This is a genomic window from Roseovarius sp. S88, from assembly GCF_037023735.1.
Classification (GTDB): domain Bacteria; phylum Pseudomonadota; class Alphaproteobacteria; order Rhodobacterales; family Rhodobacteraceae; genus Roseovarius; species Roseovarius phycicola.
This window is the reverse complement of the sequence record NZ_CP146069.1, coordinates 273,032-299,148: the sequence shown is the minus strand read 5'-3', so window position 1 is coordinate 299,148 and position 26,117 is coordinate 273,032. Positions and strand designations below refer to the sequence as shown.

The 26,117-nt window shown below is 56.5% G+C and carries 22 protein-coding genes and 1 pseudogene; 9 read left to right on the top strand and 14 right to left on the bottom strand.

All coding sequences use genetic code 11. The features are described 5' to 3' along the window. Positions 1-23: 23 nt before the first annotated feature. Positions 24-776, bottom strand: a complete 753-nt coding sequence (locus RZ517_RS01460; RefSeq protein ID WP_338549725.1) for a phosphodiester glycosidase family protein — start codon at positions 774-776, stop codon at positions 24-26. Beyond that, complete coding sequence (rbfA, locus tag RZ517_RS01455) at positions 760-1,155, bottom strand: 30S ribosome-binding factor RbfA (RefSeq protein WP_338549724.1); 396 nt, start codon at positions 1,153-1,155, stop codon at positions 760-762. Before rbfA ends, RZ517_RS01460 begins: the two co-directional genes overlap by 17 nt. Positions 1,156-1,240: 85 nt before the next feature. On the opposite strand from rbfA, the gene dapB reads away from it, so the two are divergent. Both dapB and RZ517_RS01445 read left to right on the top strand, forming a co-directional pair. Further along, complete coding sequence (gene dapB / locus RZ517_RS01450; protein WP_338549723.1) at positions 1,241-2,059, top strand: 4-hydroxy-tetrahydrodipicolinate reductase; 819 nt, start codon at positions 1,241-1,243, stop codon at positions 2,057-2,059. Positions 2,060-2,114: 55 nt separating this feature from the next. Then, positions 2,115-2,468, top strand: a complete 354-nt coding sequence (locus RZ517_RS01445) for a dihydrodipicolinate reductase (protein ID WP_338549722.1) — start codon at positions 2,115-2,117, stop codon at positions 2,466-2,468. Between the two features lie 22 nt (positions 2,469-2,490). On the opposite strand, the pseudogene RZ517_RS01440 reads toward RZ517_RS01445, so the two are convergent. Beyond that, positions 2,491-2,666: pseudogene (locus RZ517_RS01440) on the bottom strand (DUF1674 domain-containing protein). A gap of 80 nt (positions 2,667-2,746) precedes the next feature. Here RZ517_RS01440 and RZ517_RS01435 point away from each other — a divergent pair. The 7 genes from RZ517_RS01435 to RZ517_RS01405 all read left to right on the top strand — a co-directional run bounded on the left by RZ517_RS01435 (position 2,747) and on the right by RZ517_RS01405 (position 11,286). Beyond that, positions 2,747-4,018 (top strand): RsmB/NOP family class I SAM-dependent RNA methyltransferase, encoded by a 1,272-nt coding sequence (locus RZ517_RS01435; RefSeq protein ID WP_338549721.1) that lies wholly within the window; start codon positions 2,747-2,749, stop codon positions 4,016-4,018. Between the two features lie 82 nt (positions 4,019-4,100). Beyond that, a complete protein-coding gene (locus RZ517_RS01430; RefSeq protein ID WP_338549720.1) occupies positions 4,101-5,831 on the top strand; it encodes a heparinase II/III family protein in 1,731 nt (576 codons plus the stop codon). Positions 5,832-5,874: 43 nt separating this feature from the next. Beyond that, positions 5,875-7,464: a bifunctional phosphoribosylaminoimidazolecarboxamide formyltransferase/IMP cyclohydrolase gene (gene purH / locus RZ517_RS01425; RefSeq protein ID WP_338549718.1), complete on the top strand. Its 1,590-nt coding sequence runs from the start codon at positions 5,875-5,877 to the stop codon at positions 7,462-7,464. A gap of 48 nt (positions 7,465-7,512) precedes the next feature. Then, on the top strand, positions 7,513-7,983 hold the full coding sequence (gene lspA, locus RZ517_RS01420) for a signal peptidase II (RefSeq protein WP_338549717.1): 471 nt from the start codon (positions 7,513-7,515) through the stop codon (positions 7,981-7,983). Positions 7,984-8,035: 52 nt separating this feature from the next. Next, entirely contained in the window at positions 8,036-8,563 is a 528-nt protein-coding gene (locus RZ517_RS01415; RefSeq protein ID WP_338549716.1) for a DUF3035 domain-containing protein, read from the top strand. Positions 8,564-8,641: 78 nt separating this feature from the next. Then, positions 8,642-9,976 carry a M16 family metallopeptidase gene (locus tag RZ517_RS01410; protein ID WP_338549715.1) on the top strand — a complete coding sequence of 445 codons (1,335 nt, stop codon included), beginning with the start codon at positions 8,642-8,644 and terminating at the stop codon, positions 9,974-9,976. Further along, on the top strand, positions 9,973-11,286 hold the full coding sequence (locus RZ517_RS01405; RefSeq protein ID WP_338549714.1) for a M16 family metallopeptidase: 1,314 nt from the start codon (positions 9,973-9,975) through the stop codon (positions 11,284-11,286). The genes RZ517_RS01410 and RZ517_RS01405 overlap by 4 nt, the downstream gene beginning before the upstream one ends. Here RZ517_RS01405 and RZ517_RS01400 read toward each other — a convergent pair. The 11 genes from RZ517_RS01400 to dnaN all read right to left on the bottom strand — a co-directional run bounded on the left by RZ517_RS01400 (position 11,283) and on the right by dnaN (position 26,044). After that, the gene (locus RZ517_RS01400; RefSeq protein ID WP_338549713.1) at positions 11,283-12,173 is read right to left on the bottom strand and encodes a dihydrodipicolinate synthase family protein; all 891 of its coding nucleotides are present in this window, start codon (positions 12,171-12,173) and stop codon (positions 11,283-11,285) included. The two genes, RZ517_RS01405 and RZ517_RS01400, sit on opposite strands and share 4 nt — an antisense overlap. Before the next feature lie 15 nt (positions 12,174-12,188). Continuing rightward, positions 12,189-13,157 carry a D-2-hydroxyacid dehydrogenase gene (locus tag RZ517_RS01395; RefSeq protein ID WP_338549712.1) on the bottom strand — a complete coding sequence of 323 codons (969 nt, stop codon included), beginning with the start codon at positions 13,155-13,157 and terminating at the stop codon, positions 12,189-12,191. After that, positions 13,154-14,539: an MmgE/PrpD family protein gene (locus tag RZ517_RS01390; RefSeq protein WP_338549711.1), complete on the bottom strand. Its 1,386-nt coding sequence runs from the start codon at positions 14,537-14,539 to the stop codon at positions 13,154-13,156. The genes RZ517_RS01395 and RZ517_RS01390 overlap by 4 nt, the downstream gene beginning before the upstream one ends. Beyond that, positions 14,536-15,282 (bottom strand): maleate cis-trans isomerase family protein, encoded by a 747-nt coding sequence (locus RZ517_RS01385; protein ID WP_338549710.1) that lies wholly within the window; start codon positions 15,280-15,282, stop codon positions 14,536-14,538. The genes RZ517_RS01390 and RZ517_RS01385 overlap by 4 nt, the downstream gene beginning before the upstream one ends. Continuing rightward, on the bottom strand, positions 15,282-16,364 hold the full coding sequence (locus RZ517_RS01380) for a pyridoxal phosphate-dependent aminotransferase (RefSeq protein WP_338549709.1): 1,083 nt from the start codon (positions 16,362-16,364) through the stop codon (positions 15,282-15,284). Before RZ517_RS01380 ends, RZ517_RS01385 begins: the two co-directional genes overlap by 1 nt. After that, complete coding sequence (locus RZ517_RS01375) at positions 16,361-18,019, bottom strand: hydantoinase B/oxoprolinase family protein (protein ID WP_338549708.1); 1,659 nt, start codon at positions 18,017-18,019, stop codon at positions 16,361-16,363. The genes RZ517_RS01380 and RZ517_RS01375 overlap by 4 nt, the downstream gene beginning before the upstream one ends. Next, positions 18,016-20,112: a hydantoinase/oxoprolinase family protein gene (locus RZ517_RS01370; RefSeq protein ID WP_338549707.1), complete on the bottom strand. Its 2,097-nt coding sequence runs from the start codon at positions 20,110-20,112 to the stop codon at positions 18,016-18,018. The genes RZ517_RS01375 and RZ517_RS01370 overlap by 4 nt, the downstream gene beginning before the upstream one ends. Before the next feature lie 215 nt (positions 20,113-20,327). Next, positions 20,328-22,745, bottom strand: coding sequence for a DNA topoisomerase (ATP-hydrolyzing) subunit B (gyrB, locus tag RZ517_RS01365; RefSeq protein ID WP_338549706.1), 2,418 nt, complete (start codon positions 22,743-22,745; stop codon positions 20,328-20,330). Positions 22,746-22,930: 185 nt separating this feature from the next. Further along, positions 22,931-23,737, bottom strand: coding sequence for a nucleotidyltransferase domain-containing protein (locus RZ517_RS01360; RefSeq protein ID WP_338549705.1), 807 nt, complete (start codon positions 23,735-23,737; stop codon positions 22,931-22,933). After that, a complete protein-coding gene (recF, locus tag RZ517_RS01355) occupies positions 23,734-24,840 on the bottom strand; it encodes a DNA replication/repair protein RecF (RefSeq protein WP_338549704.1) in 1,107 nt (368 codons plus the stop codon). The genes RZ517_RS01360 and recF overlap by 4 nt, the downstream gene beginning before the upstream one ends. Positions 24,841-24,925: 85 nt before the next feature. Continuing rightward, positions 24,926-26,044: a DNA polymerase III subunit beta gene (gene dnaN / locus RZ517_RS01350; protein WP_338549703.1), complete on the bottom strand. Its 1,119-nt coding sequence runs from the start codon at positions 26,042-26,044 to the stop codon at positions 24,926-24,928. Between the last annotated feature and the right edge of the window lie 73 nt (positions 26,045-26,117).

The window sequence follows — 26,117 nt, the reverse complement described above, 5'->3', positions numbered from 1 at the left end:
GGCCCCTCATGGACATTTGGCGTTCATTTCTGTGTCACTACTCCAACGATAGGCCCCATCGGAAACCCACCATCATGTCGGCCAATACCAGGGGCATAAAGACGTGAAATGTTGCCGTCAAAATACAACGCCTGCGGCGCACCCAAATGATCCCTGAACAACCGGGCGAATTGGTGAAAATTAACCGGTTCATCGGAAATCGCAAACCATGTTGTTGCGCCATTTTCAGACGTGCCCACTCCATTCCGAATGAACAGGCTGTCGCTGTTGTCGAGGAATTTGGGGTGCAGCGCGCCATTGATGACCAGCATCGGTCCTGATTGCGTCGCAAACGTGCAGTCCGGTTTGTTTTGTTCAAACGCCAGCGTCTCAATCACATCTGCACGACCGGCGCGGATGCAGAACACGCCATTGGGCAACAGTCCAAAATTCCCCGGACCTTCGCTGGTGATCAATGGGGATTTGGCCGTGTTATTTTCTACGTAGTGACCAACTGGGCTTCTATCTTGATGATACATGCCTGCGTTCATTCCAAAGCTCAGCTTTTGATCGCTGCCCGTCAAATGCGCATCCACATTGTCAAAACTTGCGAGCGGCGTGCCAGAGACAGGATCATTCAGGAAAAGCTGTAAAGTGTCCTCGGCTGCGTGCACTTCACAAATCGTGTAGCGCGCACCGTCAAATTGAATGCTCTCACAGTCCGCGGCATGTGCAAAGAAGGGGGCAAAGGCCACAACGACGATCAATCGCCACATCGTGTTAGGTTTCCAAATCACGCCGCACAGCATCCTGGGCGAACAACCTGCGGGTTTCATCAAGCTGATCGAATGTCTCATCAAGACGAAACCGCAATTCCGGTGCGAATTTCAGCGCAAGCTTCTTACCAATGATCCGGCGCAGCTCGCCTTGATTGCGGGCAAGAAATTCGATGACGTCGTCATGCCCCTGCCCGGCCAAGGGCAACACATAAGCCGTCGCCACCTTCAAATCCGGTGAAATGCGAACTTCGCCTACGGTTACCGAAAGCCGGTTCAGATCAGGATCGTGTATATCCCCGCGCAACAACACGTCCGACAGCGTGCGCCGGATCAACTCTCCGACACGCAGCTGTCTTTGTGATGGGCCTGGGCCATTGTGAAACTTGTTCTTTGCCATAACCCTGCATCTATGCCCTGCGTGAGGCTTTGCCAAGCGATGATCACCACGTTAAGGAAGTCGGGCGGAATTTTGGAGACAGGTTATGACAGACGCGCCAGGTATCGTTGTTACGGGGGCCTCAGGCCGGATGGGTCAGATGCTGATCGAAACAATCAACGCGTCTGATCGGGCAAACCTCGTAGGCGCAATCGAGCGACCCGGGCATGGCTGGATTGGCAAAGACCTTGGCGAAATGATGGGCGGTATGTCTTCGGGTGTGATTGTGACAGATGATGCGCTGGAGGCATTTGCCAAAGCACAGGCGGTCGTGGATTTCACGTCGCCGGCAGCATCTGTTGACTTTGCCGCGCTCGCAGCCCAGGCGCGCTGCGTGCATGTCATCGGAACCACGGGCTTTGCCGAAAGTGATCTCAAAAAGATAGGCGCAGCGGCGCGTCACGCGACGGTCATCCGGGCGGGGAACATGAGCCTTGGGGTAAACCTATTGGTGCAACTGACCAAGAAAGCGGCCGCAGCCCTTGACGATGACTACGACATCGAAGTCATCGAGGCGCACCACAACCAAAAGGTCGATGCCCCCTCGGGAACGGCGCTCATGCTTGGCCAAGCGGCAGCAGACGGGCGAAATATTTCTCTGGAGAACGCCGCCGACAGAGCCCGCGACGGCATCACCGGGGCACGCGAACGCGGCCAAATTGGATTTCACGCGGTCCGCGGCGGCGACATTGTGGGCGAACATGATGTGCTTTTCGCGGCACCCGGAGAACGCATTGTGCTGCGCCATGTGGCCTCTGACCGCGCGGTGTTTGCACGTGGTGCGGTTAAGGCCGCGCTCTGGGGTCAGGGACGTAGGCCGGGCGAGTACGACATGCTAGACGTCTTGGGCCTGAAAGAAAACTGATCCAAACCATATTGCCCGCCGTATTAAACGAAACAGTTAATACGGGTGTGGACACATGCGACTACTATCAGCTCTTATCGTCGGCCTTTTGGCGACGTCACCAGCGTTTGCTGATGGCTTCAACAAGATTGATGATCGCGACGCATTTGTCGAAGTGATCAAGGACAAGAAACTAAAGAGATTTGGAATTGATCTTACCGTTACACCGGGCGGAGAAATTGCCGGGCGGGCGTTTGGTCGCTCTGTTACCGGAGCCTGGCAATGGAAATCCGGATACTTTTGCCGAGATCTCTATTGGGGCAAACGTGATCTTGGCCCGAACTGCCAAGCCGTAAAGATCCAAGGTGAAACAATTCGCTTTATTTCTGATCAAGGAACAGGGCAGTTCGCCGATCTTGTTCTGAAATAGCCGTATCAACAGTGCGGTCTGATTAAAAATCGACCGCGATCCCCTTTTTTCCCAATCGCCGTAACGAACGGGTTCAGGCCCTTTGCGACCTCCCAGTTCTTTGGGAAGACTAAGGTCTTTGGCCAGTTTGCGCCGTTCCTCAGCCTCCGCAAGTGCGCGTTTCGCGGCCTCTGGGAAATCCTTTTGATCTTGGCTCATCGTGATTTTGGCCTCTGGCTCTGGTGAAAAAGGTCTTTGCTTGATATACGCCGCCTTCGTCGAAAGGCCAATCAAAGCATATGACACCTCGGAAACCTCCTTCTGCGCGCGGCGCGGCTGTGGCCCTATTGGATCAAGTGATCGGTCAGGGACGTATGTTGTCAGACTCGTCTGGTGTGCTGCGAGATTTGAAGGGGTCTCAAAGGGCCGAGGCGCTTCGACTTGCCACCGACACGTTGAGAGGTCTGGAGCGGGCAGATCGATTGCTCTCTCGTGTAGTCCGAAAAAAGCCGCCGCTTCATGTCCGCAATGCTCTGCGGCTTGGCACGGTAGAACTGTGTCTTGGAGGCGATGCGCATGGTGTGGTCAGCGATCTGGTAAGCCACATCTCCACCAACAATCGCTACCGTCATCTCAAGGGGTTGGTAAACGCAGTGCTTCGGCAAATGGCCGAAGGAGCCGGGCGTCCGTGGAACGACCTGCGCATTCCTCGTATGCCTCGCTGGTTGCGCGAGCCACTGGCTCAGGCGTGGGGGAATGGCTCTGTTTCAGCCATGGAAGCCGCGCATTTCAAAGGCGCGCCTCTGGATGTCACGGCAAAGTCAGACAGCGCACGTGTCGCAGAGATGCTCGGTGGAACGCTGTTGCCGACGGGATCAATCCGCCTCACAGATTTTGGTCAAGTCTCGGCCCAGCCAGGTTTCGAAACCGGCGAGTGGTGGGTGCAAGATGCTGCAGCCGCCATTCCTGTCAGGGCTCTCAACCCAAGTCCCGGAATGCGCGCGCTCGATATGTGTGCGGCACCTGGCGGAAAAACACTGCAACTGGCGGCTGCGGGGGCGGAGGTGACCGCGATTGATACGTCTGAGCGTCGCATGGACCGAGTGCGGGAAAACCTTGAGCGCACCAACTTGTCAGCCGAGCTTGTCATCGAAAACGTATTGGCGTTCGATAAGTCTGGATATGATCTTGTCCTGCTTGACGCACCCTGCTCGGCGACAGGAACAATCCGGCGTCACCCCGATTTACCCTACGCCAAGGATGGATCGGAGTTCGGCGAACTGATCGCACTACAAGCCAAAATGCTGAACCACGCGGTGTCACTGCTTGCACCTGGCGGGCGGCTTATGTTTTGCACCTGCTCACTGTTGCCCGATGAAGGCGAAGTACAGATTGAAGAGCTTCTTGAACGGCGGGAAGATCTTCAAACCGAGCCAACTGTTTTTGACAATCTCGGGATAGAACCTGAATGGCTTACCGAGGAAGGCGGTTTGCGTTTGCGTCCAGACTATTGGTCCGACCTTGGCGGCATGGACGGATTCTACATGGCCTGCGTAACTCAGCGCACATAGGCGAAAGCGCCGTGACTCAGGCGATTCCTGAGGGTATACTTGCACGACAGCGCCACAAAGAGCGTGCCGAGGCCGGGAACACATGTCGCGATCCGAGAATTTGTCCCATCGATTAACTGATTTGCGCAATCGCTTTGCGGCGCGTCGTGCCACTATGACCCGTGCCGCGACAGCTTTTGTCTCACAGCCAGAACCACGCACGATCGGCAGTTTCGCCAAGGGGCGGCAATTGACGGCAGGCAACTTCCTGTTTGCCGGACACTTGGTGCAAAAACCGGGTGCGACCTTGTGGCAGATCACACCGCCCGATCAGGGGTTCGTAAACGAAATTCACGGGTTCACATGGCTTGATGATCTGGCTGCGGTTGGCGACAGTGCCGCACGCTCGGCCGCGCAAACCTGGCTTTGGGGCTGGATTGACGCCTTTGGACAAGGCAAAGGGCCAGGGTGGACACCCGATTTGACCGGGAGACGATTGATCCGTTGGATCAACCACGCCATCTTTCTTTTGACCGGCCAACACAAAGAACACTCTGACACATTTTATCTGTCGTTGGCACAACAAACCAAGTTTTTGGCGCGACGCTGGCACGCAACAGCGCCAGGATTGCCCCGGTTTGAGGCGTTGACCGGACTGATTTATGCAGGTTTGTCACTGGAAGGTATGGAAGAGCACATCGCCCCAGCGGTCAAAGCCCTGGACCGCGAATGTCTTGATCAAGTTGACGAACAGGGCGGTCTTCCGACGCGCAATCCCGAAGAACTATTGGATGTGTTTACGCTTTTGACTTGGGCCGCAGTCGCCCTGAGCGAATCCGGTCGTAGCCCGTCAGAAGCGCACTGGTCTGCGATCGAGCGCATTGGTCCAACTTTACGCACGTTGCGCCACTCTGATGGTGGATTGGCCCGGTTTCATGGTGGAGGCCGTGGTCTGGACGGACGGCTCGACAGCGCACTCGCCGCCAGTGGCGTGCGCGGGCGCAAAGCCGACGGACTGGCCATGGGGTTTGCACGGATCAGTGCGGGGCGAACATCGATTATTGTTGATGCAGCGCGCCCGCCTACCGGACCGGCCTCTGGCAACGCTCATGCCTCGACGCTGGCGTTTGAGCTGACCTCGGGAAGAAGACCGATGATTGTGAATTGCGGGTCAGGGTCGAGTTTTGATAAGGACTGGCGTCGCGCCGGTCGGGCAACACCGTCACATTCCACCCTCGTTCTAAGCGGGCAATCGAGCAGCCGCCTTGGAGCGTCTGCTCCCAAACAGAACTGGTTGATGGATGTTCCGAGCAATGTTCCAGTTGGGATCAGTCAGGTGCCGGATGGTTTCCGATTTGAAGGCGGTCATGACGGGTATCTTCAGAATTTCGGTCTGACCCATATCCGAAAGCTTGAGGTCACGTTTGATGGGGCAGGCATGGTGGGCGAAGATAGCCTGGCTGCGCTGGATGACGCCGCACAAAAGCAATTTGACCGGGTCATGGATCAAACCCAACTGCAAGGCATCCCGTTTGAAATTCGGTTCCATGTACACCCGGATGTCGATGTCTCGCTTGATATGGGCGGTGCAGCGGTATCGCTTGCATTGAAAAGCGGGGAGATCTGGATATTTCGTGGCGAAGGCGCGACACGAATTCAGGTTGAACCCAGCGTTTACCTGGAAAAAAACCGTCTCAAACCGCGTGCGACCAAACAGATCGTTCTATCCGGACGCGCAATGGAGTATGCGACGCGTGTTAGGTGGTCGCTTGCGAAGCCCGCAGATTCCCCGGTTGGCATTCGCGACCTGGTGGAAGACGAAACATTCGCTTAGGCCGCCGACACATAACTGACTGTTTTCTAAGGAAATGCTGCTAATGTCTGATCTTGCTCCCGTGCGCCGCGCTCTGCTGTCTGTGTCCGATAAAACCGGATTGATCGAACTGGGTCGCGCGCTCTCGGAGCGCAGTGTTGAGCTGGTTTCCACAGGCGGAAGTGCCAAGACTTTGCGCGAGGCGGGACTGGATGTGCGTGATGTGGTCGAGATCACCGGTTTTCCTGAAATGATGGATGGTCGGGTCAAGACGTTGCACCCCATGGTGCATGGCGGACTTCTGGCACTGCGTGACAAAGACGAACATGTGACCGCCATGACAAAGCACGGAATTGGGCCAATCGATCTTCTGGTGGTCAATCTCTATCCATTTGAGGAAACCGTCGCAAAAGGTACGGACTATGACACCTGTATTGAGAACATCGATATCGGCGGGCCTGCCATGATCAGGGCCGCGGCCAAGAACCATGCCTTCGTTTCAGTGGTTGTGGATGTTGAAGATTATCAACCTCTGTTGGCCGAATTGGATGCCCATGACGGGCAGACAACCTACGCTTTCCGTCAAAATCTGGCGCTGACAGCCTACGCACGCACCGGAGCCTACGACGCCGCCGTATCGTCCTGGATGGCCAATGCTTTGGCACAGGAAACTCCGCGTCGCCGTGCCTTTGCTGGGAAGTTGGCGCAAGGGTTGCGCTATGGCGAAAACCCGCATCAGACCGCGGCCTTTTACACCGATGGATCGGCGCGTCCCGGTGTGGCCACTGCGGCTCAGGTGCAGGGCAAAGAGCTGAGCTACAACAATATCAACGACACTGATGCCGCCTTTGAGTTGGTGAGTGAGTTTCGCCCCGAAGACGGGCCGGCCTGCGCGATCATCAAACACGCAAACCCTTGCGGCGTGGCGCGCGGCGACAGTTTGCGCGAGGCCTATATGCGCGCCTTCGATTGCGACCGCACATCAGCATTTGGCGGGATCATAGCTTTGAACCGCGCGCTGGACGCTGCCACCGCAGAGGAAATCGCCCAGATATTCACAGAGGTGGTGATCGCGCCCGGGGCCGATGACGCTGCGCGCGAGGTTTTTGCCAAGAAAAAGAACCTGCGGCTTTTGACGACAGAGGGGCTTGCCAATCCCACAGAAGCAGCGCTTATGATCAAGCAGGTGTCTGGCGGTTACCTCGTGCAAGACAAAGACAATGGCGCGCTTGATCCGCATGACTTGAAAGTGGTGACCAAGCGCAAACCCACAGATCAGGAAATGACCGATATGCTCTTTGCCTGGCGGGTGGCAAAACATGTGAAATCTAACGCGATTGTTTATGTCAAAGATGGCGCCACTGTGGGTGTGGGCGCCGGTCAGATGAGCCGCGTTGACAGCTGTCGTATCGCCGCCCGCAAAGCGGAGGATATGGCCAAGGAGCTTGGACTGGATCACCCATTGACCCAAGGCAGTGTCGTCGCCTCAGATGCCTTTTTTCCATTTGCAGATGGACTCTTGACTGCAGCAGAGGCCGGCGCTTCTGCTGTGATCCAGCCTGGTGGCTCGATGCGGGATGATGACGTGATCGCCGCAGCGAACGAAGCGGGGCTTGCCATGGTCTTGACCGGCATGCGGCACTTCCGGCACTAAGGCGACAATCGCGGCTCGAAAACGCGATATCTGACTGAGGAGAGCAGAATGCGCACCGTTTTTTGGGTGGCGGCGGTTATCTTTGTGGTCGATCAGGTGTCCAAATACCTGATTGTGCATACCATGAACCTCAAGGAGGTTTTACGCATTGATGTTCTGCCGCCCCTTTTGAATCTGCGCATGGCCTGGAACACCGGGATTAATTTCGGCATCGGCGCAAGCGACAGCCCCTACATGCCCTGGGTGCTCATTGGTATTGCGCTGGCCATTGTCGCGTTTGTCCTGTGGTGGGTTCACACAGACCCGCAGGGTCGGTCGCAGCGGATTTTTGCGGGTGTTCTGGTTGGTGGTGCCTTGGGGAACGTGGTGGATCGTATGATCTACGGGGCTGTCGCGGACTTTTTGAACATGTCCTGTTGTGGATTTACAAATCCAACAGCCTTCAACGTTGCAGATATAGCAATCTTTGTCGGTGCCTTCGGATTGATTCTGTTTGGCACGGCGAAAAAGTCGACGTGACCTTATCGGACGAATCCGTTAAAACCGATTTCGGTAATGTGGGAATTGGGCGATGAAGCTTCCAACGATTTCTTTACTTGTTCTGACAATGGTGCTGTCTGCGTGCGGATCGCGCAACAAAGACGTTGTTCTGACAAAAATCAGAAATGATGGTCCGGGGCCGGATGAATTTGCCATTGTTCCGGGCAAACCGCTTCAAGAACCGGCAAATTACACAACACTCCCACAACCGACACCGGGCGGGTCTAATATCACGGACCAAAACCCGCTTGCGGATGGCATTGTAGCGCTGGGCGGAAGCCCGACCACAGGCAGTGGCATTTCGGCGGCAGATGGTGCATTGGTCAATCACTCGCGGCGTTTTGGGGTCAATGTCGGAATTCGCCAAACTTTACGTCAGGAGGACGTTAACATTCGCCGCAGTCATGGGCGTGTTAACATTCTGCGGATTGGTCCGGACGACTACAATTCGGCATACCGCCGGCAGTGGCTTGATTCCAAACAGGAAACAGCAAGATTGCGCAGCTTGGGTATCCCGACATCCTCATCTCCGCCGATCGTTCCAGGGCGTCGGCGCTGACAAAGCTGTCAACACAGTTGAAACCTTTCATTTGAGCCGTATTTAGTGACTCAGGCAAACCTTGCTTGGAGTCTTCTGATGCGTGTTTTTCTAACCGGTCTGTTTCTCACGTTTTTTTCGACAGCTTCGGCCATTGCGAATGATCAGTTGACAACGTTCACGCTGGACAATGGCATGGACGTGGTGGTGATTGAGGATCATCGGGCGCCCGTGGTGGTTCACATGGTCTGGTACCGCGCCGGGAGCGCAGACGAAGACCCTGGTGTATCCGGCGTTGCGCATTTCCTGGAACACTTGCTGTTCAAAGGCACCAAAACACTCGCTCCCGGTGAATTCTCAGCCACCGTGGCCCGAAATGGCGGGTCTGATAACGCGTTCACCAGTTATGATTACACTGCGTATTTCCAGCGCGTGGCGGCAGATCGGCTTGAGTTGATGATGCGCATGGAAAGCGACCGGATGGTGAATATCCAACTGGACGCAGAAGATATCCTGACCGAACGCGATGTTATTATCGAAGAGCGCAATCAGCGTGTCGAAAACAACCCCTCTTCGCTTTTTCGCGAACAGCACAACGCGGCGCAGTATCTCAATCATCGATATGGCGTTCCTATCATCGGTTGGCAGCACGAGATGACGGAACTGACGCTAGATGATGCGTTGGACTTTTACGAAAAATTCTATGCTCCCAACAATGCCATTTTGATTGTTGCCGGCGACGTCGAGCCAGACGAAGTGAGAAAGCTTGCAGAAACTTACTATGGCGAGATCCCAGCCAACCCTGATTTGCCGGAACGAGAACGCGCACAAGAGCCACGTCAAATGGCCGAACGCCGATTGACTTACGAGGATCCACGCGTCGCACAGCCTTATGTGACGCGCTCTTACCTTGCCCCCGAGCGAGACAGTGGCGCGCAGGAGAAAGCGGCAGCACTCACAATGCTGGCCGAAATTCTGGGGGGTGGAACGACATCCATTCTGACCGAAAAACTTCAGTTTGAAACGCGCAAGGCAGTTTACACCGGTGCGTTCTACAGCGGGTCATCTCTGGATGATACGACGTTCAATCTCTCAATTGTGCCTGCACCTGGAGTCACCCTGGAAGAGGCCGAGGCGGCCGTGGATGACGTCGTTGCGGGTTTTCTTGAGACAGGCATTGACCCTGAACATCTGGACCGCATCAAAATGCAGATCAAAGCATCTGAGATCTACGTACGAGATGACGTAAGTGCGCTGGCCAACCGATATGGTCGCGCATTGACCCAAGGCCTGACCGTCGAAGACGTGCAAGCCTGGCCGGAAATACTAGACGCTGTGACCGAAGAAGACGTCATGGCCGCGGCCAAGGAAATTTTTGCGAAAACCAACAATTCTGTGACGGGCTATGTGAAAGCTCCGGAGGTGACTCAATGATCCGTTTTGTTTTTGCAGCTTTGTTGGTGTGTGCGGCCCTTCCTGCACGTGCAGATGTAAACATCAAAGAGATCACCACGCCGGGTGGAATAGACGCGTGGTTGGTCGAAGATCATAGTATTCCCTTTGTCGCATTGGAACTTCGGTTTCGCGGTGGCGCGTCGCTTGACGCACCCGGCAAACGCGGCGCCGTGAACCTTATGACTGGTCTTCTTGAAGAAGGAGCAGGCGACCTGGATGCACGCGCCTTTGCCAGAGAAATGGAAGGCTTAGCCGCGTCCTTCAGCTACGATGCGCAACAAGACGCGCTTAGCATTTCAGCCCGGTTTCTCAGTGATAACCGCGACGAGGCTCTGGCACTTTTGCGCGACAGCCTGATCAACCCACGGTTTGACGAAGATGCCATAGAGCGCGTGCGCGCTCAGGTCGTGTCAGTCATTCAGTCCGATGAAAAAGACCCGGAAGAGATCGCAGGGCGCTCTTTCCGCGCACTTGTATTTGGTGATCACCCATATGGCAGTTCGTTAAACGGCACTGTCGAAACAGTGTCCTCTCTGACGCGCGACGATCTAGTTGCTGCCCATGCCGCCACACTGGCGCGTGATCGCCTTTACGTCAGTGCCGTGGGCGACGTCACCGAAGAAGAACTTGCAACCATTCTGGACACGCTTTTGGGGGACCTTCCCAAGACAGGTGCACCACTGCCAGAAGATGCCGAGTTGAACTTGCCCGGTGGAACGGAGGTGGTGGATTTTGCAACGCCGCAGTCAATTGCGACTTTTGCTCAACCGGGCATCGACCGCGATCATCCAGACTTCTTTGCGGCCTTTGTTCTTAACCACATTCTGGGTGGAGGCGGGTTTGAAAGTCGCCTAATGCAAGAAGTCCGTGAGAAACGGGGGCTGACATATGGCGTTTACTCTTTCATATTGAACCGCGATGGCGCGGATATCTGGATGGGGCGCGTCGCTTCGGCCAATGACCGCGTGGCGGAAGCTGTCGAGGTGATCGGCGCGGAGTGGGAACGCATTCGGACAAAGGGTGTGACCGAGCAAGAACTCGAAGATGCTAAGACGTATCTGACCGGTGCCTATCCGCTTCGCTTTGATGGCAATGGCACAATCGCCAATATCGCTGTTGCCATGCAGATGGACGGGCTTGGTACAGACTACATCGCCACGCGCAATGACAAGGTGAACGCCGTCACTATGGAAGATATCAAGCGCGTCGCCCAAGAGTTCCTGGATCCATCACGCCTCACCTTTGTTGTGGTGGGTCAGCCTGAAGGTCTGATAGACACGGTCAACTAGAGCGTTTCTGCCAACGCTTTGCCCAGCGCCGGATCAGCATTCATCAAAGGCGGCCGCAGGTTCAGCCAACGATCGTCTTTCGATCGAAGTGATTTGAATGCTTTCAGCGCAGGGATCAGACCGCCCTCCTGAATGGCCTTACGATGCGCATTGATCGGAACAAGCGCGGCTTTTGCAGCTTGCCAATCGCCCGACCCAGCCATTTCAAACATGGCGCGAATGGCCGCAACATTGGTGTTGCAACTGGCTGAAATACAGCCGCCACCGCCAAGTTTCATAGCCTCGATCATAAAGCTCTCCGAACCGGGGAATACTGAGATTCCCGGTGCTGCCTCTATTACAGCCTTGGTGTTGTCCCAGTTGCCTGAGCTGTCCTTGTACGCCACAACGACTTCGGGAAATGACTTGTTCAGCCGCGCTGCAAGACCAGGCGAGATGCCGACGCCTGCGTTTTGCGGAATATGGTAGAGGCAGATGCGCATCGCATCTGAACCAACGGCCTCAATCAGCTGGCTAAAGTACCGGTAGTACCCTTCATCATCTGCCTGAATGAAGAAAAACGGTGGCAATGTCATCACAGCGGCGCAGCCTAGCTCAACCGCATGTTTGCAGAGGTTCAGTGTATCTTCGAACGCGCAAAGCCCAGTTCCAGGCATTAGCTGATCTGCCGTCGTCGTACCACTTACGATCAGCTGCTCCAGCATGTGCATGCGCTCTGATACCGTGTTGCTGAGTGCCTCACCCGTTGTTCCAAAAGGCGAAAGATAGTGTGCACCGTCGTTTACGCAATCTGCCGCGTGGCTCAGGTACAAGTCTTCGGCAATGCTAAGGTCATCGTTGTAAGGCGTCAGGATCGGAGTGATCACCCCGGAAAATCGGTTTGCCATGAATGTGGTCCTTGGTTAGTAGCCCCGGTTCGGGTCGACAATGTTGGTGAGAGTTTGGCCTGTTTGCCATCGCTCCAAGTTAGCCAGGAACATGTCAAACGAGGCAAGATCCCAGCCTTCGTAAACAGCGGAACAATGCGGCGAGATCAGTGTGTTCGGCAGGTCCCAATAGGGGCTATCGGGCGGCAAGGGTTCGGTCGCAAATACGTCAAAAGCAGCGCCCTTGATCTTGCCCTTGTTCATCGCCTGAATTGCTGCATTCGATACGATCACACCGCCACGCGACACATCAATTAGTATGGCCGAAGATTTCATTCTGTCGAATGCCACTTGGTCGATGAGACCGCGTGTCGAGGCAAGCAGTGGCACACAAACACAGATGAAATCCGCCTGCGCCCACAGCTTTGGCAAATCATCAGCAGCGTAAACTTCGTCAACATTTTCAACTGGGCTGGGCCTGGCGCGTGTTCCCAAAACGCGCATGCCAAACGCCTTGGCACGCGCGGCCACAGCCTGGCCTGTTTGACCAAGGCCGACAATTAGCAATGTCTTGCCATTCAGAGGACTGACCATCCGGATGGGCCACGTCTTGTCTGCCTTGTCTGCCTGAAGACGCGGAATATCGAGAGTGAAATGAAGCGCGCAGCCAAGGACAAACTCTGCCATCATGGCGGAGGCCACTCCCGCGGAATTGGTGACCGTGACACGCTCTGTGTCCCATTTACCAAGGTGATCACATCCCGAACCACCGACCGATATCCACCTTGGCCCGGTCTCCCCTAACATGCTGTCGCGGGGAAAGGGCTGACTGACCTCAAAACGCACCGAGTAAACCACATCTGGACGAAACGATCCTATGGCCGCGTCCAATTCTGCATTTGAATGGCAGGCCAAAACATCGACATCCGACGCGATCTCTTGCAAACGCGCAGTCATCGCATCCGTAGTATCATTGTGAACGATAACGCGAAGCTTCTCACTCATGCGTCACATCCGGGCTGGACGAGTTTGGCCAAGTCAGAAAAGCGCGTATCGGGCGATAACAACGCATCGCGCATCGCCCATATGGCCTTGGTGCGGTCATTGGATAGCCGCCCCTCACAGAAGCTATGAAACTTGGATTCTATATCGGTATCTGAGCGCCAGGCATCAGGGCCACCGCTGGCCGGAGTGTCCTCGGACTGAAGTCGTGTTCCGTCGTGCAACACCACTTCAACATCCGACCAGCGTCCTTCTGGGAAGCGGCTATTATGTTGATCGGTGGCCTTTGCAGTAATCTTGGGAACAAGTGCCGCAATCTGTGGATCCTTCAGCCCCTGTCCCGCAATATGCCCCGGGGCAACAGTCCCGTGCTTGAGCATCACAGCCATAACAAATTGCAGGGAATACTGCGCCTGGGTGGTGCTGTCGGGCATCCCAGCAAAAAGCCGCGCCGCCTCATCAAATGTGCGCACCTCAATCGAAGCAACTGTATCGGGTGTGACATTTAGGTTTTCCTGCATCACCTGTCGCAAGGCATCAAGCGCGGCATGACCCCAGCGACAGCTTGGGTAGGGTTTGATGTAGTTCTCAGCCACGGTCCAGTTTTGCTCAAGATCGGCCCAGTACCCAGCCACCTCATCAGCCTCTGCCGTGATTGCAGGCGCGCCGGTGAACCCACGCATTGACAGTAGTGTGGCGGAACTTCCGACCAGCGCGCCCATGCCAGACCCATCATGCAACATCGTGGGATTGTCGATCTCCCGCATCATCTGGCTGCGAGGGCCATGGTATTCTGCGATGCCCATGGCCTGTCGAAGCTGATCGGTGTTGGCTCCTCTGAGGCGACAGCCCAGCGCCGCAACCCCCAGTGCGTTCCACGCTCCGGATGTGTGGTAGTCGCTGACGGTGGCATGCAGAGACAGACCTGCGCGCGCCGCAACTTCGTACGACATCACAAGGGCGCGCAACGCGTCCAGCCCGGACAAGTCGGGTTGCGTTTCAGCAAAGGCAAACAACGCAGGCACAACTGCGCAGCCAATATGACCCTTGGTTGGGTTGTAGCCGTCATGCCCGTCTAGATTGTCAATCTGCGTGGCCAGCGCCCAGGCCGCGCCGGGCAGGCTTGCCTTGCGGCCATCAAATAGAATGGTTGCCGCGTTCTCAGGAGCACCTGCTGCATAGAAATCCACCGCGAAGTCCCGGGCAATGTCGCCCACTTCCAAAACTGTGGCACCTGCCGCAACACCAAGGGTGTCGATCAATAATGTGGAGCAGTGGCGCAAGGCGTTGTCTGGAATCGGCACAACTGATCCAAGTGCAAAGTCCGCAATCGCCGCGAACTGCGCCTCTCCCGGAATCGCCACGGGATTGAGATGCTGTTTCATGCGCTGATCCTTTCAAAAAGCTGCCCAAATCCCTTTGGAGCAGGGCCAAGATGAGCCATGTCAATCACCTGAAACATCATCGCTTGGTTGGACGTAACGACAGGCTTGCCTAGTTTTGTCTCCAGCTCCGCGATCACTTCAACGCTGCGCATATCGGTGCAGGACAACACGACAGCCTCAGCCTGGGGATGATCTGCACGTATACCAAGCTCAAAAACATCTTGCGGCGAAAGCGCGCCTTGCCCCACATTGTCCAATGTTCCTTCAAAATCTGCCCGCCCGACGGTTTCAAATCCCTCGCTTGCGAGAAAGCCAATGGCCTCGTCATTCAGGGTGGGCACATAGGGTGATGCAAAGCCCACGCGGCGTAGGCCCAGGCTTTGCAAGGCATAGATCAAAGCACTTGCCGCGGTCACTGTCTTAGCTCCGCTTTGCGCGGCGATACGCGCGCGCAGATCGTTGTCAAATGCCGGACCATGGGCGAGTGTTGCTGATGTGCAGCCATAGATCACAACATCTGGGCGCACGCCTTGGATCAAGCGCAGCGGCTCTTCCATATCAGATGATCCAAGCTGCGCCATCTGATGTTCGTTCGGGATCTCATCCGCGTCATACCCCCCGAGCCGTGCAAAATGCAGCGACGTGCCCGCCGGTCTCAGCAGCATCATGTCAGGTTCCAGATTGGTGTTCGTGAAGGGTACGAAAACACCAATGCGCGCGCGGCCTCTGGTATCCGTGGACATTAGGACATCTCCTCCAGAACCTGAGTTTCGATCAATTCTGCAGCCAGGTCCATATCATCCGCAACACCCACCGTCGCGCGCAGGCACTCGGGCAACCCGGCTCCACCCTGACCACGCAGCAAAACGCCCTCGCTTCTCAAGGCGTGGTCCATACGTTGTGCAGCCTCTGCTGATGCAAAGCGCAACAGGGCAAAATTCGTGTGACTTTCTGGCACGTCGATCCCCGCAGTGCGCATTCGGGTAACAAATCGACTGCGCAAAGCCGCCGTTTCTTGGCAAGTGGCACCCATGTAGTCCTGATCCTTGAGCGCCGCCAGCGCCGCCACTTGGCCCAAAAGCGCAACGTTATTGGGGTTCATCACCTTCCGCATTTCCGCGGCTACCGGTCCTGGAACGTATCCCCATCCCACACGCATCCCGGCCAGACCATACGCTTTGGAGAAGGTGCGCAGCACAAGCGTATCGCCTCTGTTAACCATGTCGAAAAGGGGCTGGTGCAGGTGATCAGCAAATTCGCCATAGGCCTCATCAATCACAAGAAGCACAGTTGCCGGCAAAGCCTCTCGCAGGCGCCGCAGATCGGCGCCAGACCGGCGCGTGCCGGTCGGATTGCCGGGGTTGGCGATAAACACAATTTTTGTGTCTGACTTCACCGCCGCCAGCAATGCATCAATATCCGCGCAAAGATCGGTTTCTTCTGCTGTGTCAAATCGCGCGCCAGTGGTTTCTGTGGCTATCCTGAAGAACGGGTAGGCGTGTTCCGGCGCGAGCGCTGCGCCACCTGCAGACAAATAAGTCCGCGCGAGGCAACCGATCAGGTCCAAAGAGCCGTTGCCGCATAAGATTTGCCCGGCGTTTAGCCCATGCAGGTCGGCCAACGCATGCCGTAGGTCGCTCCAATCCGGATCGGGATAAAGATGCGGAGCTTCGGACGCGTCGCGCATGGCCTGCGCCACCATGGGTGACGGCGGGCGAAAGCTTTCGTTTTGTGACAAAGAGACAAGCCGTTTGCCTTCTGCAGCCGCCAAATCGGCCAGCGCATAGGGTGCCATTGACGCGAGATGAGGCAGGGGCGTGATCATGGTCGTTTCCTCCAACCGTATACATCGCGGGCGGCTTTGGGCGATATCAATCCCTCTTCCAGATCACGTGCGATGTGCTCTGACGCGCGATCCTCAGGCTGTCCAATGCCGCCACCTCCTGGTGTTTCAAGGATCATGGGAACGCCTGCAGGCACAAGAAATTCACCCTTGCTGGGAAGGTCTTCTCCCTCTTCACCGATCCGCATGCGCCCCAGTGCCCCTGGCATTCCTCCATGTCGACCAGCCGCAGGAAAAAGAACACGCTCAACAGATGGAAACACAAGGAACTCAGCGCTATTGGACGACTGGATTTCGATATGTTGTCCCAGTCCTCCGCGGTGTTTTCCGGGGCCGCCGCTGTCAACACGCAGTTCTCTTTTGGCTATCATGACAGGCGCTGTTGCCTCGGTTGTTTCAACCTGACTGCCCCAAACGCCACTTGGAAACGCTGTGGCCGACAGGCCATCACGCGCGGGTCGAGCGCCAGTGCCGCCATTGTAGACCAGCTCCAGCGCGAACTGCGTGCCGCCGTCACGTGCCGCTTCGGGCGTGTGTCGAATGGGCAAATCATATAGGCAGGATGCGCCTTCTGCGGGTACTTTGTCGGGCAAGGCTTGGGACAGACACCCATAGACCAGATCAGGTGTCATTTGCCCGATTGAATGTCGCATGGCGACCGGAACAGGCGGCTGTGCGTTTAGGATACATCCCTTCGGCCCCGTCACGCGGAACGGGTCCAGAGAGCCTGCATTGTTGGGAATGTCCGATCCAATAATGCAACGCAACGCAAAGACGGAATAGGCCGTGGCGTAATTCAGCGGCACATTGATGCCCTTGTCCGAACACCCGTCGGTGCCATCGAAATCAAGCAGGACGTGATCTTCGGCAACCGTCAGGGTGGCGACGAGTCTGATAGGGTGTTCATACCCGTCAACCATCAACTCCGCCCTGTACACCCCTTTGGGCACTTCGGCGATTGCTTCTATGGTGCCTTGCCTGGATGTATCGATGATGTAGTTGGCCAGAGTATCGAGATCCTCCAGATCAAACTCGACCATCATACCTGCAAGCCGTTCTGCTCCGGTTTCGCAGCATGCGATCAGCGCATAGATGTCGCCCTCATTTGCCACGGGTTCGCGTGAATTTGCTTTGACGATCTCCATCAGAAAACTGTTGATCTCACCTCCGTCCAAAAGTTTGCAAGGCGGGATCAGCAGACCCTCATCGAACACGTCTGTGCCCTCGGGGCCCATGCCCTTCCCTCCCAGATCTGCGAGATGGGATGTACAGGACGTAAAGCCCACAACGCGGTTTTTGTGAAACACCGGCTGCATCAACAGGAAGTCATTGAGATGCCCTGACGCGAGCCACGGGTCGTTGGTCAGGTAGATATCCCCAGGGCGCATGGTTTGAACCGGAAATCGTTCGAGCAGGTTTTTGACCGCCTCGGCCATTGTGTTGATGTGCCCCGGTGTTCCAGTCACCGCCTGCGCCAACATGCGCCCACGTAAATCAAAGATACCTGCCGAGATGTCACCACTCTCCCGCACGATAGGGCTAAAGGCTGCGCGGATGAGGGCTTGTCCCTGCTCTTCCACAACGGCCAACAGGCGGTTCCACATGACCTGTAGACGCGTTTTGGGGATAGTGGTCATGGCTTGCTCCTGTCTCGAACCAATAGAATGTTGCCCAGCGCATCCACGTTGGCTGAAAAGTCCGCGCTGACATAGGTCGTCGTTTGTGGCTCAACGATAAGCGCAGGACCCGTCAGCGTCGCGCCCGGTGTCATTGCCTGTCGGTCATAGACATCCGCCTGACGCCTTTGCATGGTCAGCTCGCAGAACACCGACGTTTGCCTGTTGGGTGTCGCAGGTCGAGGTTTTGGTGTGTCTCTTGGCGGTGCATCGGACATGTCCCGGCTGGCCACCCGCACAAACCAATTCATGATTTCCACTGTCATGCCCGGTACGGCGCGCGAAAACTGCCTGCTGTATTCCGCCTCAAATGCATCTTGCAAAGCATCAATGCCATCTGCCTGCAGCTCACCCGGTTGCAGGGGAATTTCGATTTCGTGACCTTGCCCACGATACCTCATGAACGCAGCTTTCACGACCTTCAGTGCACCCTTCGGTGCTCCGGCGCGGACGACTTCGGTGGCTTGGCCTATGAGCCCGTTGAGGAAGGCATTGATTGCATCGACATCTAGAGATTCAAGAGTGCTGTATCGGCTTCTCACGATCTCAAATGACACCGGCGCATTGAGGAACCCAACAGCAGAGCCAACTCCGGGATCATTTGGCACCAGAATGCGGCTGACACCTGCGCGGCGTGCGACCCTTGTGGCATGAAGCGGTCCATTCCCGCCAAAGGCAATCATTGTACGCGCCGCAAGGTCCTTGCCCGATTCAACGGCATGCATCCGTCCCGCAGCCGCCATGTTTTCATCCACGATTTCATTTAGACCCGCCGCGGCATTTTCTTCATTGCTGTTCAGAGGGGTCGCAATGTTTGTCTTGATCGCAGTTCGCGCCGCATCAACATCAATGGCAAGGCGACCCTCCGCGAAACTGGCCGGCTCAATCAATCCTTGAACCACATCCGCGTCGGTAACAGTCGGCATCCACCCTCCTTTGGAGAACGCCGCTGGTCCCGGCTCACTCCCAGCACTTTCGGGTCCGACCTGCAAGCGACCCAGTCGATCGACAGACGCGATGGAGCCGCCGCCAGCACCGATCTCGATCATCTCGAGCACTGGAATTCGCACAGGCATGCCAGACCCTTTGATGAACCGTTCTGCGCGTGCAATTTCAAAACGACGTGCGCTTTGTGGCTGATACCCGTCAATCAAACAAAGCTTGGCCGTGGTGCCGCCCATATCAAAGGACAGAACATCCCGCGCCCCAACCTGTTCCGCGATACGCGCGGCAAGAATGGCACCCCCGGCCGGTCCGGATTCAACAAGCCGGATGGGAAGGGCGGCGGCTGTCTTGAGTGTCGTCATCCCACCACCTGCCGTCATCATCAGGATCGGACAGGTCACACCCTGCGCGGCAAATCGAGTTTGGAAATCCGCAAGGTAAGAAGCCATGAGCGGTTGAATGTAGGCGTTTGCGATCGTTGTGCAGAGGCGATCAAATTCTCGCGCCTCGGGGCTCACTTCGCTTGATATCGAAACAAGGACGTCCGGCAGATGCGCCTGCAGCAGTGCTTTTAGCCGTCGTTCATGATCGGGATTGGCGTAACTGTGCAGAAGGCAGATCGCGATGGCTTCCGCCCGGCAGTTCCTCAGGTTTAGCACGAGGTCCTGAACCGCATCATCATCAAGCGGTTCGTATTCATCACCCTTTGCGGTTATGCGCCCTCCGATCGTAAAGGCACGGGTTCGTGGCACCAGTAGGTCAGGCTTTTCCAGGTTGATGTCATATTGGCTGTATCGCCGCTCATAGCCGATGTCCAAGATGTCACGAAAGCCTGCGCTTGTAATCGTCGCAACCTGTGCGCCCCGCTTTTCGATCAGAGCGTTTGTCGCGAGGGTTGTTCCGTGGATAAAGCCCGTAAGTTGATCCCAGTCGCGATCCGCGGTGTCCAGGACCAACTTGACGCCTTCCAGCGCCCCAAGCGTTGGATTCACTGGTGTGGTTGGCGTCTTGTTGGTGGACAAGATTTCGCCCCGTCCATCCATCAAAACCGTGTCGGTAAACGTCCCGCCAATGTCGACGGCAACGCGAAGCCCAGAACCCTGTGTCATGTGATATTCCAAAGAAGGATGCCCGGCATCCGATTGCGTCAAAAGCTCACACGCGCCAAGCGCGGAAACATCGGCTAGGTGACGAGATCACACCGAAGCGCGCGACGGTCAAAGCGCAGTGCTGCAATCAAATGTGCCATGTGGCGTTGCCTTCCTTTCGGATACGGCAACGCTGCTTTGAAACTTGGATTCTGTCAATAGCACGCGAACCGCGACTAGAAATCGAGGTTCTCGACATTGAGCGCATTTTGCTGGATGAACTCACGGCGCGGTTCGACCACATCGCCCATAAGTTTGGTAAAGAGATCATCCGCCTCGGCCATATCGTCGATCTTGACCTGCAAGAGCGTGCGCGCATCTGGATCGAGCGTGGTTTCCCAAAGCTGGTCCGGGTTCATCTCGCCCAGGCCTTTGTAGCGCTGCAGAGACAATCCCTTTTCACCCTCTTTGAGAATCGCATCCAGCAGGTCCAGTGGGCCGAATATGCTCTGCGTGCGCTCCTTGCGGTGCAGCGTTGCCGGACGCGCATAGACCTCTTGCAATGGCTTGGTCAACTGCCCAATCCGCCGCGCCTCGCCGCCCCGAAGGATAGGGCCATCCAAGGTCCGCACCTCTTCTACACCGCGCAGCATGCGCGCCAGACGCACACCATGGTCCTGCGTTGGCCTTCCCTGCCAGCCACGTTCCCATTCCAGCGCGATCAGGTTCAAACGGTCCGCAACGGCATCTGCCACGCCTTGAAGGTTGGCATCCACGCGGCCCGATTCAAACGCACCGGCGATTACGGCTTGTTCCAGGATATGGCGCGGATAATGCGTCGGGAACGCATCCAGAATGCGGTTTGCCTGACGCGCCTCTTCAACTACGCGCACAAGGTCCTGGCCTGTGATATCTTCACCGCCACCCAAACGCAGAATGGTGTCATCCGTGCCTTGCTCAATCAGGTAGTCTTCAAGCGCTGGCTGGTCTTTGAGATACACTTCGGATTTACCCCGACTTACCTTAAAGAGCGGCGGCTGCGCGATATAAAGATAGCCCCCTTCAATCAGCTCCGGCATTTGCCGATAAAAGAACGTGAGCAAGAGCGTCCGAATATGCGCCCCATCCACATCCGCGTCGGTCATCAGAACGATCTTGTGATACCGCAGTTTGCTTAAGTCAAATTCGTCTCGCCCGATGCCCGTGCCCAGCGCCATCACGAGGTTTCCAATCTCCTGGCTCGAGAGCATGCGATCAAACCGGGCCCGCTCTACGTTGAGGATTTTACCCTTCAGTGGCAAAATGGCCTGCGTGCCGCGATCGCGGCCGGTCTGTGCTGAGCCCCCGGCGCTGTCGCCCTCAACAATAAACAATTCTGTCTTGGCAGGGTCCTTCTCAGAGCAATCTTTCAACTTGCCCGCCAGGTAATTCACATCCATCGCCGTCTTGCGCCGCGTCAATTCCCGTGCCTTGCGCGCCGCTTCTCGCGCCAAAGCGGCCTCAACAATCTTGCCGACGATCATCTTGGCCTCGTTGGGGTTTTCCTCGAACCATTCAGACAACTTTTCGTTAACAAGACCTTCCACCGCCGGACGCACTTCGGATGAGACAAGCTTATCCTTGGTCTGGCTGGAGAATTTCGGATCAGGCACTTTGACCGACAACACACAAGTGAGGCCTTCACGCGCATCATCGCCGGTGAAGCTGACCTTTTCCTTCTTCGCGATACCGCTGTCCGCGGCATATTTTTGAATGACACGCGTCAGCGCACCACGAAAGCCCGCCAAATGCGTGCCGCCATCGCGCTGGGGGATATTGTTTGTGAACGGCAAAACATTTTCGTGGTAGCTGTCATTCCACCACATCGCCACTTCAACCCCGATCTCATCGCGCTCTCCGGTGACAAATATCGGTTCTGGCATCAAAGCGGTTTTGCTGCGGTCGAGGTAGCGGACGAATTCCTTCACGCCGCCGTCGTAATGCAGCTCTGTTTCCAGCGGCTCAGCGGAGCGTTCGTCGCGCAAAATGATCCGCACACCGGAATTGAGAAAGGCCAGCTCTCGCAGGCGTTTTTCAAGGGTTTCAAAAACGTAATCCAGGTTAGAGAACGTATCCGTAGAGGCCAGAAACCGCACTTCGGTTCCACGCCGTCCATTGGCGTCCCCTACGACCTTCAGGTGATCCACCGTTTCACCACCCTCAAACCGGGCAATATGCTCTTTGTCCCCTCGCCAAATGCGCAGCTCAAGCCAGTCTGAGAGCGCGTTGACCACTGACACACCGACCCCATGCAGTCCGCCGGACACCTTGTAGGAATTACTGTCAAACTTACCGCCGGCATGCAGCTGGGTCATGATGACTTCGGCGGCGGACACGCCCTCCTCCTCGTGCAGTTCCACCGGAATTCCGCGGCCGTTGTCGCCTACAGAAACCGAGTTATCACGATGAATACACACCGAAACATGGTCCGCATGACCGGCCAAAGCCTCATCAATTCCGTTGTCGACGACCTCGTAGACCATGTGGTGGAGGCCGGAGCCGTCGTCGGTGTCGCCGATATACATACCGGGGCGCTTGCGAACCGCCTCTAAGCCTTTGAGAACTTTAATGGAATCTGCGCCGTAGTCTTCGGGTGACGCTGCTGCTTCTGCCATGCAGGCTGTCCTTCGTATTTTTCATGATTTTATACGATTTTCTGGGGGGTTTGTCACGTCATGACCACAATATTTTGTGGTTTGGGGCCAGTTTTTCAGGCGGTGTGGATACCGGGATTTTCGATGTCGGTATCACGTCGGTATTGCGTCGGTATAACGTCGGTGCGGATCAGGGTGTGACAGACCTACCTGAAGGCAGTCTCAGACAGTTCAAGATGCAGTCGTGAGGCCTCTTCCCACAGCGCGCGGGTGTCGTCTCTGGGGGCTTCAGACACCCAATCTTCGGCTGCGCGCCATTCGGAGTCCACAAGCTCCTCTAGCAAGGGGTCTACCCCTTCTATTGTGGCTTTCTCCTTGGCCGCCAGTTTCTGAACCAACAGTGCATCAATGGCATCTTCGGTGCTCTTGTCGAGGCCAGAACCGGCTCGCAGTCGGGCCAAATCCATCGGCGGCATGGCAGAACTGTTGAGCTGCAACCATCGCAACGCCAATGCAGGGCGCAGAATGTAGAACCAACGCTTGACCCGCAGACGCCCCTGCGGATCACGCACACGAGATTGCTGGCGCCGCATCAGGGATAGGTAGTGCCATGTCACAGACTTGCGGCTCAGGGCCTGCTCCGTGAACGTCGTCAATTGGTCTATGACGCCGGGCTGGGCGCGGTACTGGATGGGTGACTGTAGCCATTCCGCAATCACGGCATTCGACCCCAGCGCCAGTTCAAGCGCCTTGGAAAGCTCCCAGCCGGAGAGATCAAGCTCGTCGTCGATGGGCCGTTCAATGACATCGCGTTTCTTGCCCAGTTTGTAGAACCAGTCGCGCGGACGGGCATAGACAAACCGCACGTCGTAATCGCTATCGGGGGAATGAAACCCCCAGGCCCGGGACCCGGATTCAACAGCGAAGAGGATACGCACGCCGTCTTCCTGCTCGATGGCGGTCAGAGCGCTTTCAATTTCGGCACGCATGGCCGGACCCACGGGCGTGTTCATTTGATGTCCTCCAAATGCGATGCTCCGTCCGTTTCGTCTACATGGATGTGGTGCGCCCGGTCTCCGAGCTCCTCGAACAGTTCAGGGCCCGTCCCCGTCATCCAGGCTTGGGCCCCAAGCGCGCAAATCTCGTCATAGAGCGCGGCCCGTCGATTGGCATCGAGATGCGCTGCGACCTCATCCAACAGAAGTATGGGGGGTGCCCCAAAATCACGGGCAAGCGCGCGGGCGTTCGCGAGGATGAGCGAAACCAGCAGTGCCTTTTGCTCCCCGGTCGAACAGTCCGAGGCTGGGACACCCTTGGCGGCATACACCCCGTAGAGATCAGCCCGGTGCGGGCCAACCAATGTGCGACCGGCGGCAATGTCACGAAAGCGGCTTTCATGCAGAGCCTCGCGAAAATCATCCTCGGAGAGCGGCATCTCGCCTTCGGTGGTGGTCAACTCTAGCTCTGCCGTTGGAAAGGCCGTCTGCGCCTCTGCCTGCGCCTGGCTAAGCTGCTCAAGGGCAGCAACCCGGTTCGTGTGAATGGCCGTGCCTGCCTCGGCCATCTGGCGTTCAAGCGCGACATACCAATGGCCATCGCGCACCTGGTCCTTGAGCAGGCGATTGCGCTCACGCATGGCTTTTTCATAGGCCAGCGTTGCCTCAGCGTGGGAGGGCGTAAAGCTGAGCGTCATGCGATCCAGGAACCGCCGCCGACCTTCTGCCCCTTCGATCCAGAGCCTGTCCATCGACGGGATGAGCCAGAGCACACGGGCAATCCGACCCAGCGCGATTTGACTGGCAGGTTTGCTGTCGATCTTGAGTTGACGAGCGTTGCCCTCTTCTGACCAGATTTCGATCTCATGGGTCTGGTGCAGACTGCGCAAATGGCCGGTCAGTTTCCATCCGATAGCGTCTGGTCGGCGCGCCATGTCATGCGCCGCAGAGCGCCGCAATCCACGCCCTGGAGAAAACAAAGAGACCGCTTCAAGGATATTTGTTTTACCCGCGCCATTGGGTCCAAAAAGCGCGATGGGGCGCCCGTCTCCTTCGATCCTCGCGGTTTTGTGCGAGCGGAAGTGGGAGAGTGTGAGATGTGTCAGACAAAGCTCTGTCATAGGTACGACGCCGTTTTCTGCGTAGAAAACGGGCTAGAAAATTCGCATTTTCTAGAATGGAGTTTCGGAAAATTCCAATGCCCGATCACACCCGCATCGGCATGACGACGTAGACCGCAGAGGTGTCATTCCCCTCGCGCATCAGGGCCGGGTCACCGGAGGAGTTGAACATGAAGACAGCGTTTTCCCGATCAACTTGACTTGCGATTTCAAGGAGATACTTGGCGTTGAACCCAATCTCCAACCGTTCATCCCCGTATGCAACGGCCAGCTCCTCTTCCGCAGCGCCACTGTCAGGGGCATTCACGGAGAGCACCAAACGGTCCTCATCGAGTGCCAGTTTCACCGCGCGAGAGCGTTCAGAACTCACGGTTGCGACCCGGTCCACCGCTTGTGCAAACTCAGCCGCATCTACCTCTAGCTTGCGCGTGTTGCCTTGTGGGATCACGCGTGTGTAGTCCGGGAAACTGCCGTCGATGACCTTGGAGGTCAGCGTGATGTTCGGTGTGGAGAACCGCACCTTGGTTTCCGACACCGACACCGCAATGCTCATGTCGTCATCTTCCAGAAGTTTGCGTAACTCACCCACGGTTTTGCGCGGCACGATCACGCCTGGCATATTGTCTGCCCCATCGGGCAATCCAGAGTCGATGCGTGCCAATCGGTGCCCATCTGTGGCCACACAGCGCAGCATCTTGCCACCCTGCCCTTCGGCGACATGCATATAGACGCCGTTCAGGTAGTACCGGGTTTCTTCGGTCGATATCGCGAATTTCGACTTGTCGAAGAGGCGGCGCAGTTCGGGCGCTTTGGCAGAAAAGTTGCTGGTGTATTCCGATGAGGCCATCACCGGGAAATCCTCTTTCGGCAAGGTGGCCAGTGAAAAGTTTGAGCGCCCGGCCTCGACTGTCAGGCGCCCGCTGGTGCCATCATCGGCCAGCGTGACCAGCGCGCCATCCGGAAGCTTGCGTACAATCTCGTGCAACGTAACAGCAGATACGGTGGTGGCCCCGGCACGTTCGACCTGTGCCGGCGCCTTGTCCAGCACCTCAATGTCCAGATCGGTGGCGCGGAAGAGGACAGAATCCCCTTCGGCCTCGATCAGCACATTGGCGAGGATCGGGATCGTGTTACGTCTTTCGACAACCGACTGGGCCTGGGACACGGCTTTCAATAGCGTGCTGCGTTCAATGCTGAGTTTCATGCCCTCGCTCCCTGCATGTGGCCTCTGACGGGCTCTGGGACCGGCACGTTAGCAAACTCCGCCTTAGGCTCAA

Coding starts and splice junctions, on each gene's coding strand:
- rbfA (WP_338549724.1), bottom strand. CDS start 1,155: ATGGCAAAGAACAAGTTTCACAATGGCCCAGGCCCATCACAAAGACAG.
- dapB (WP_338549723.1), top strand. CDS start 1,241: ATGACAGACGCGCCAGGTATCGTTGTTACGGGGGCCTCAGGCCGGATG.
- RZ517_RS01445 (WP_338549722.1), top strand. CDS start 2,115: ATGCGACTACTATCAGCTCTTATCGTCGGCCTTTTGGCGACGTCACCA.
- RZ517_RS01435 (WP_338549721.1), top strand. CDS start 2,747: ATGACACCTCGGAAACCTCCTTCTGCGCGCGGCGCGGCTGTGGCCCTA.
- RZ517_RS01430 (WP_338549720.1), top strand. CDS start 4,101: ATGTCGCGATCCGAGAATTTGTCCCATCGATTAACTGATTTGCGCAAT.
- purH (WP_338549718.1), top strand. CDS start 5,875: ATGTCTGATCTTGCTCCCGTGCGCCGCGCTCTGCTGTCTGTGTCCGAT.
- lspA (WP_338549717.1), top strand. CDS start 7,513: ATGCGCACCGTTTTTTGGGTGGCGGCGGTTATCTTTGTGGTCGATCAG.
- RZ517_RS01415 (WP_338549716.1), top strand. CDS start 8,036: ATGAAGCTTCCAACGATTTCTTTACTTGTTCTGACAATGGTGCTGTCT.
- RZ517_RS01410 (WP_338549715.1), top strand. CDS start 8,642: ATGCGTGTTTTTCTAACCGGTCTGTTTCTCACGTTTTTTTCGACAGCT.
- RZ517_RS01405 (WP_338549714.1), top strand. CDS start 9,973: ATGATCCGTTTTGTTTTTGCAGCTTTGTTGGTGTGTGCGGCCCTTCCT.
- RZ517_RS01400 (WP_338549713.1), bottom strand. CDS start 12,173: ATGGCAAACCGATTTTCCGGGGTGATCACTCCGATCCTGACGCCTTAC.
- RZ517_RS01395 (WP_338549712.1), bottom strand. CDS start 13,157: ATGAGTGAGAAGCTTCGCGTTATCGTTCACAATGATACTACGGATGCG.
- RZ517_RS01390 (WP_338549711.1), bottom strand. CDS start 14,539: ATGAAACAGCATCTCAATCCCGTGGCGATTCCGGGAGAGGCGCAGTTC.
- RZ517_RS01385 (WP_338549710.1), bottom strand. CDS start 15,282: ATGTCCACGGATACCAGAGGCCGCGCGCGCATTGGTGTTTTCGTACCC.
- RZ517_RS01380 (WP_338549709.1), bottom strand. CDS start 16,364: ATGATCACGCCCCTGCCTCATCTCGCGTCAATGGCACCCTATGCGCTG.
- RZ517_RS01375 (WP_338549708.1), bottom strand. CDS start 18,019: ATGACCACTATCCCCAAAACGCGTCTACAGGTCATGTGGAACCGCCTG.
- RZ517_RS01370 (WP_338549707.1), bottom strand. CDS start 20,112: ATGACACAGGGTTCTGGGCTTCGCGTTGCCGTCGACATTGGCGGGACG.
- gyrB (WP_338549706.1), bottom strand. CDS start 22,745: ATGGCAGAAGCAGCAGCGTCACCCGAAGACTACGGCGCAGATTCCATT.
- RZ517_RS01360 (WP_338549705.1), bottom strand. CDS start 23,737: ATGAACACGCCCGTGGGTCCGGCCATGCGTGCCGAAATTGAAAGCGCT.
- recF (WP_338549704.1), bottom strand. CDS start 24,840: ATGACAGAGCTTTGTCTGACACATCTCACACTCTCCCACTTCCGCTCG.
- dnaN (WP_338549703.1), bottom strand. CDS start 26,044: ATGAAACTCAGCATTGAACGCAGCACGCTATTGAAAGCCGTGTCCCAG.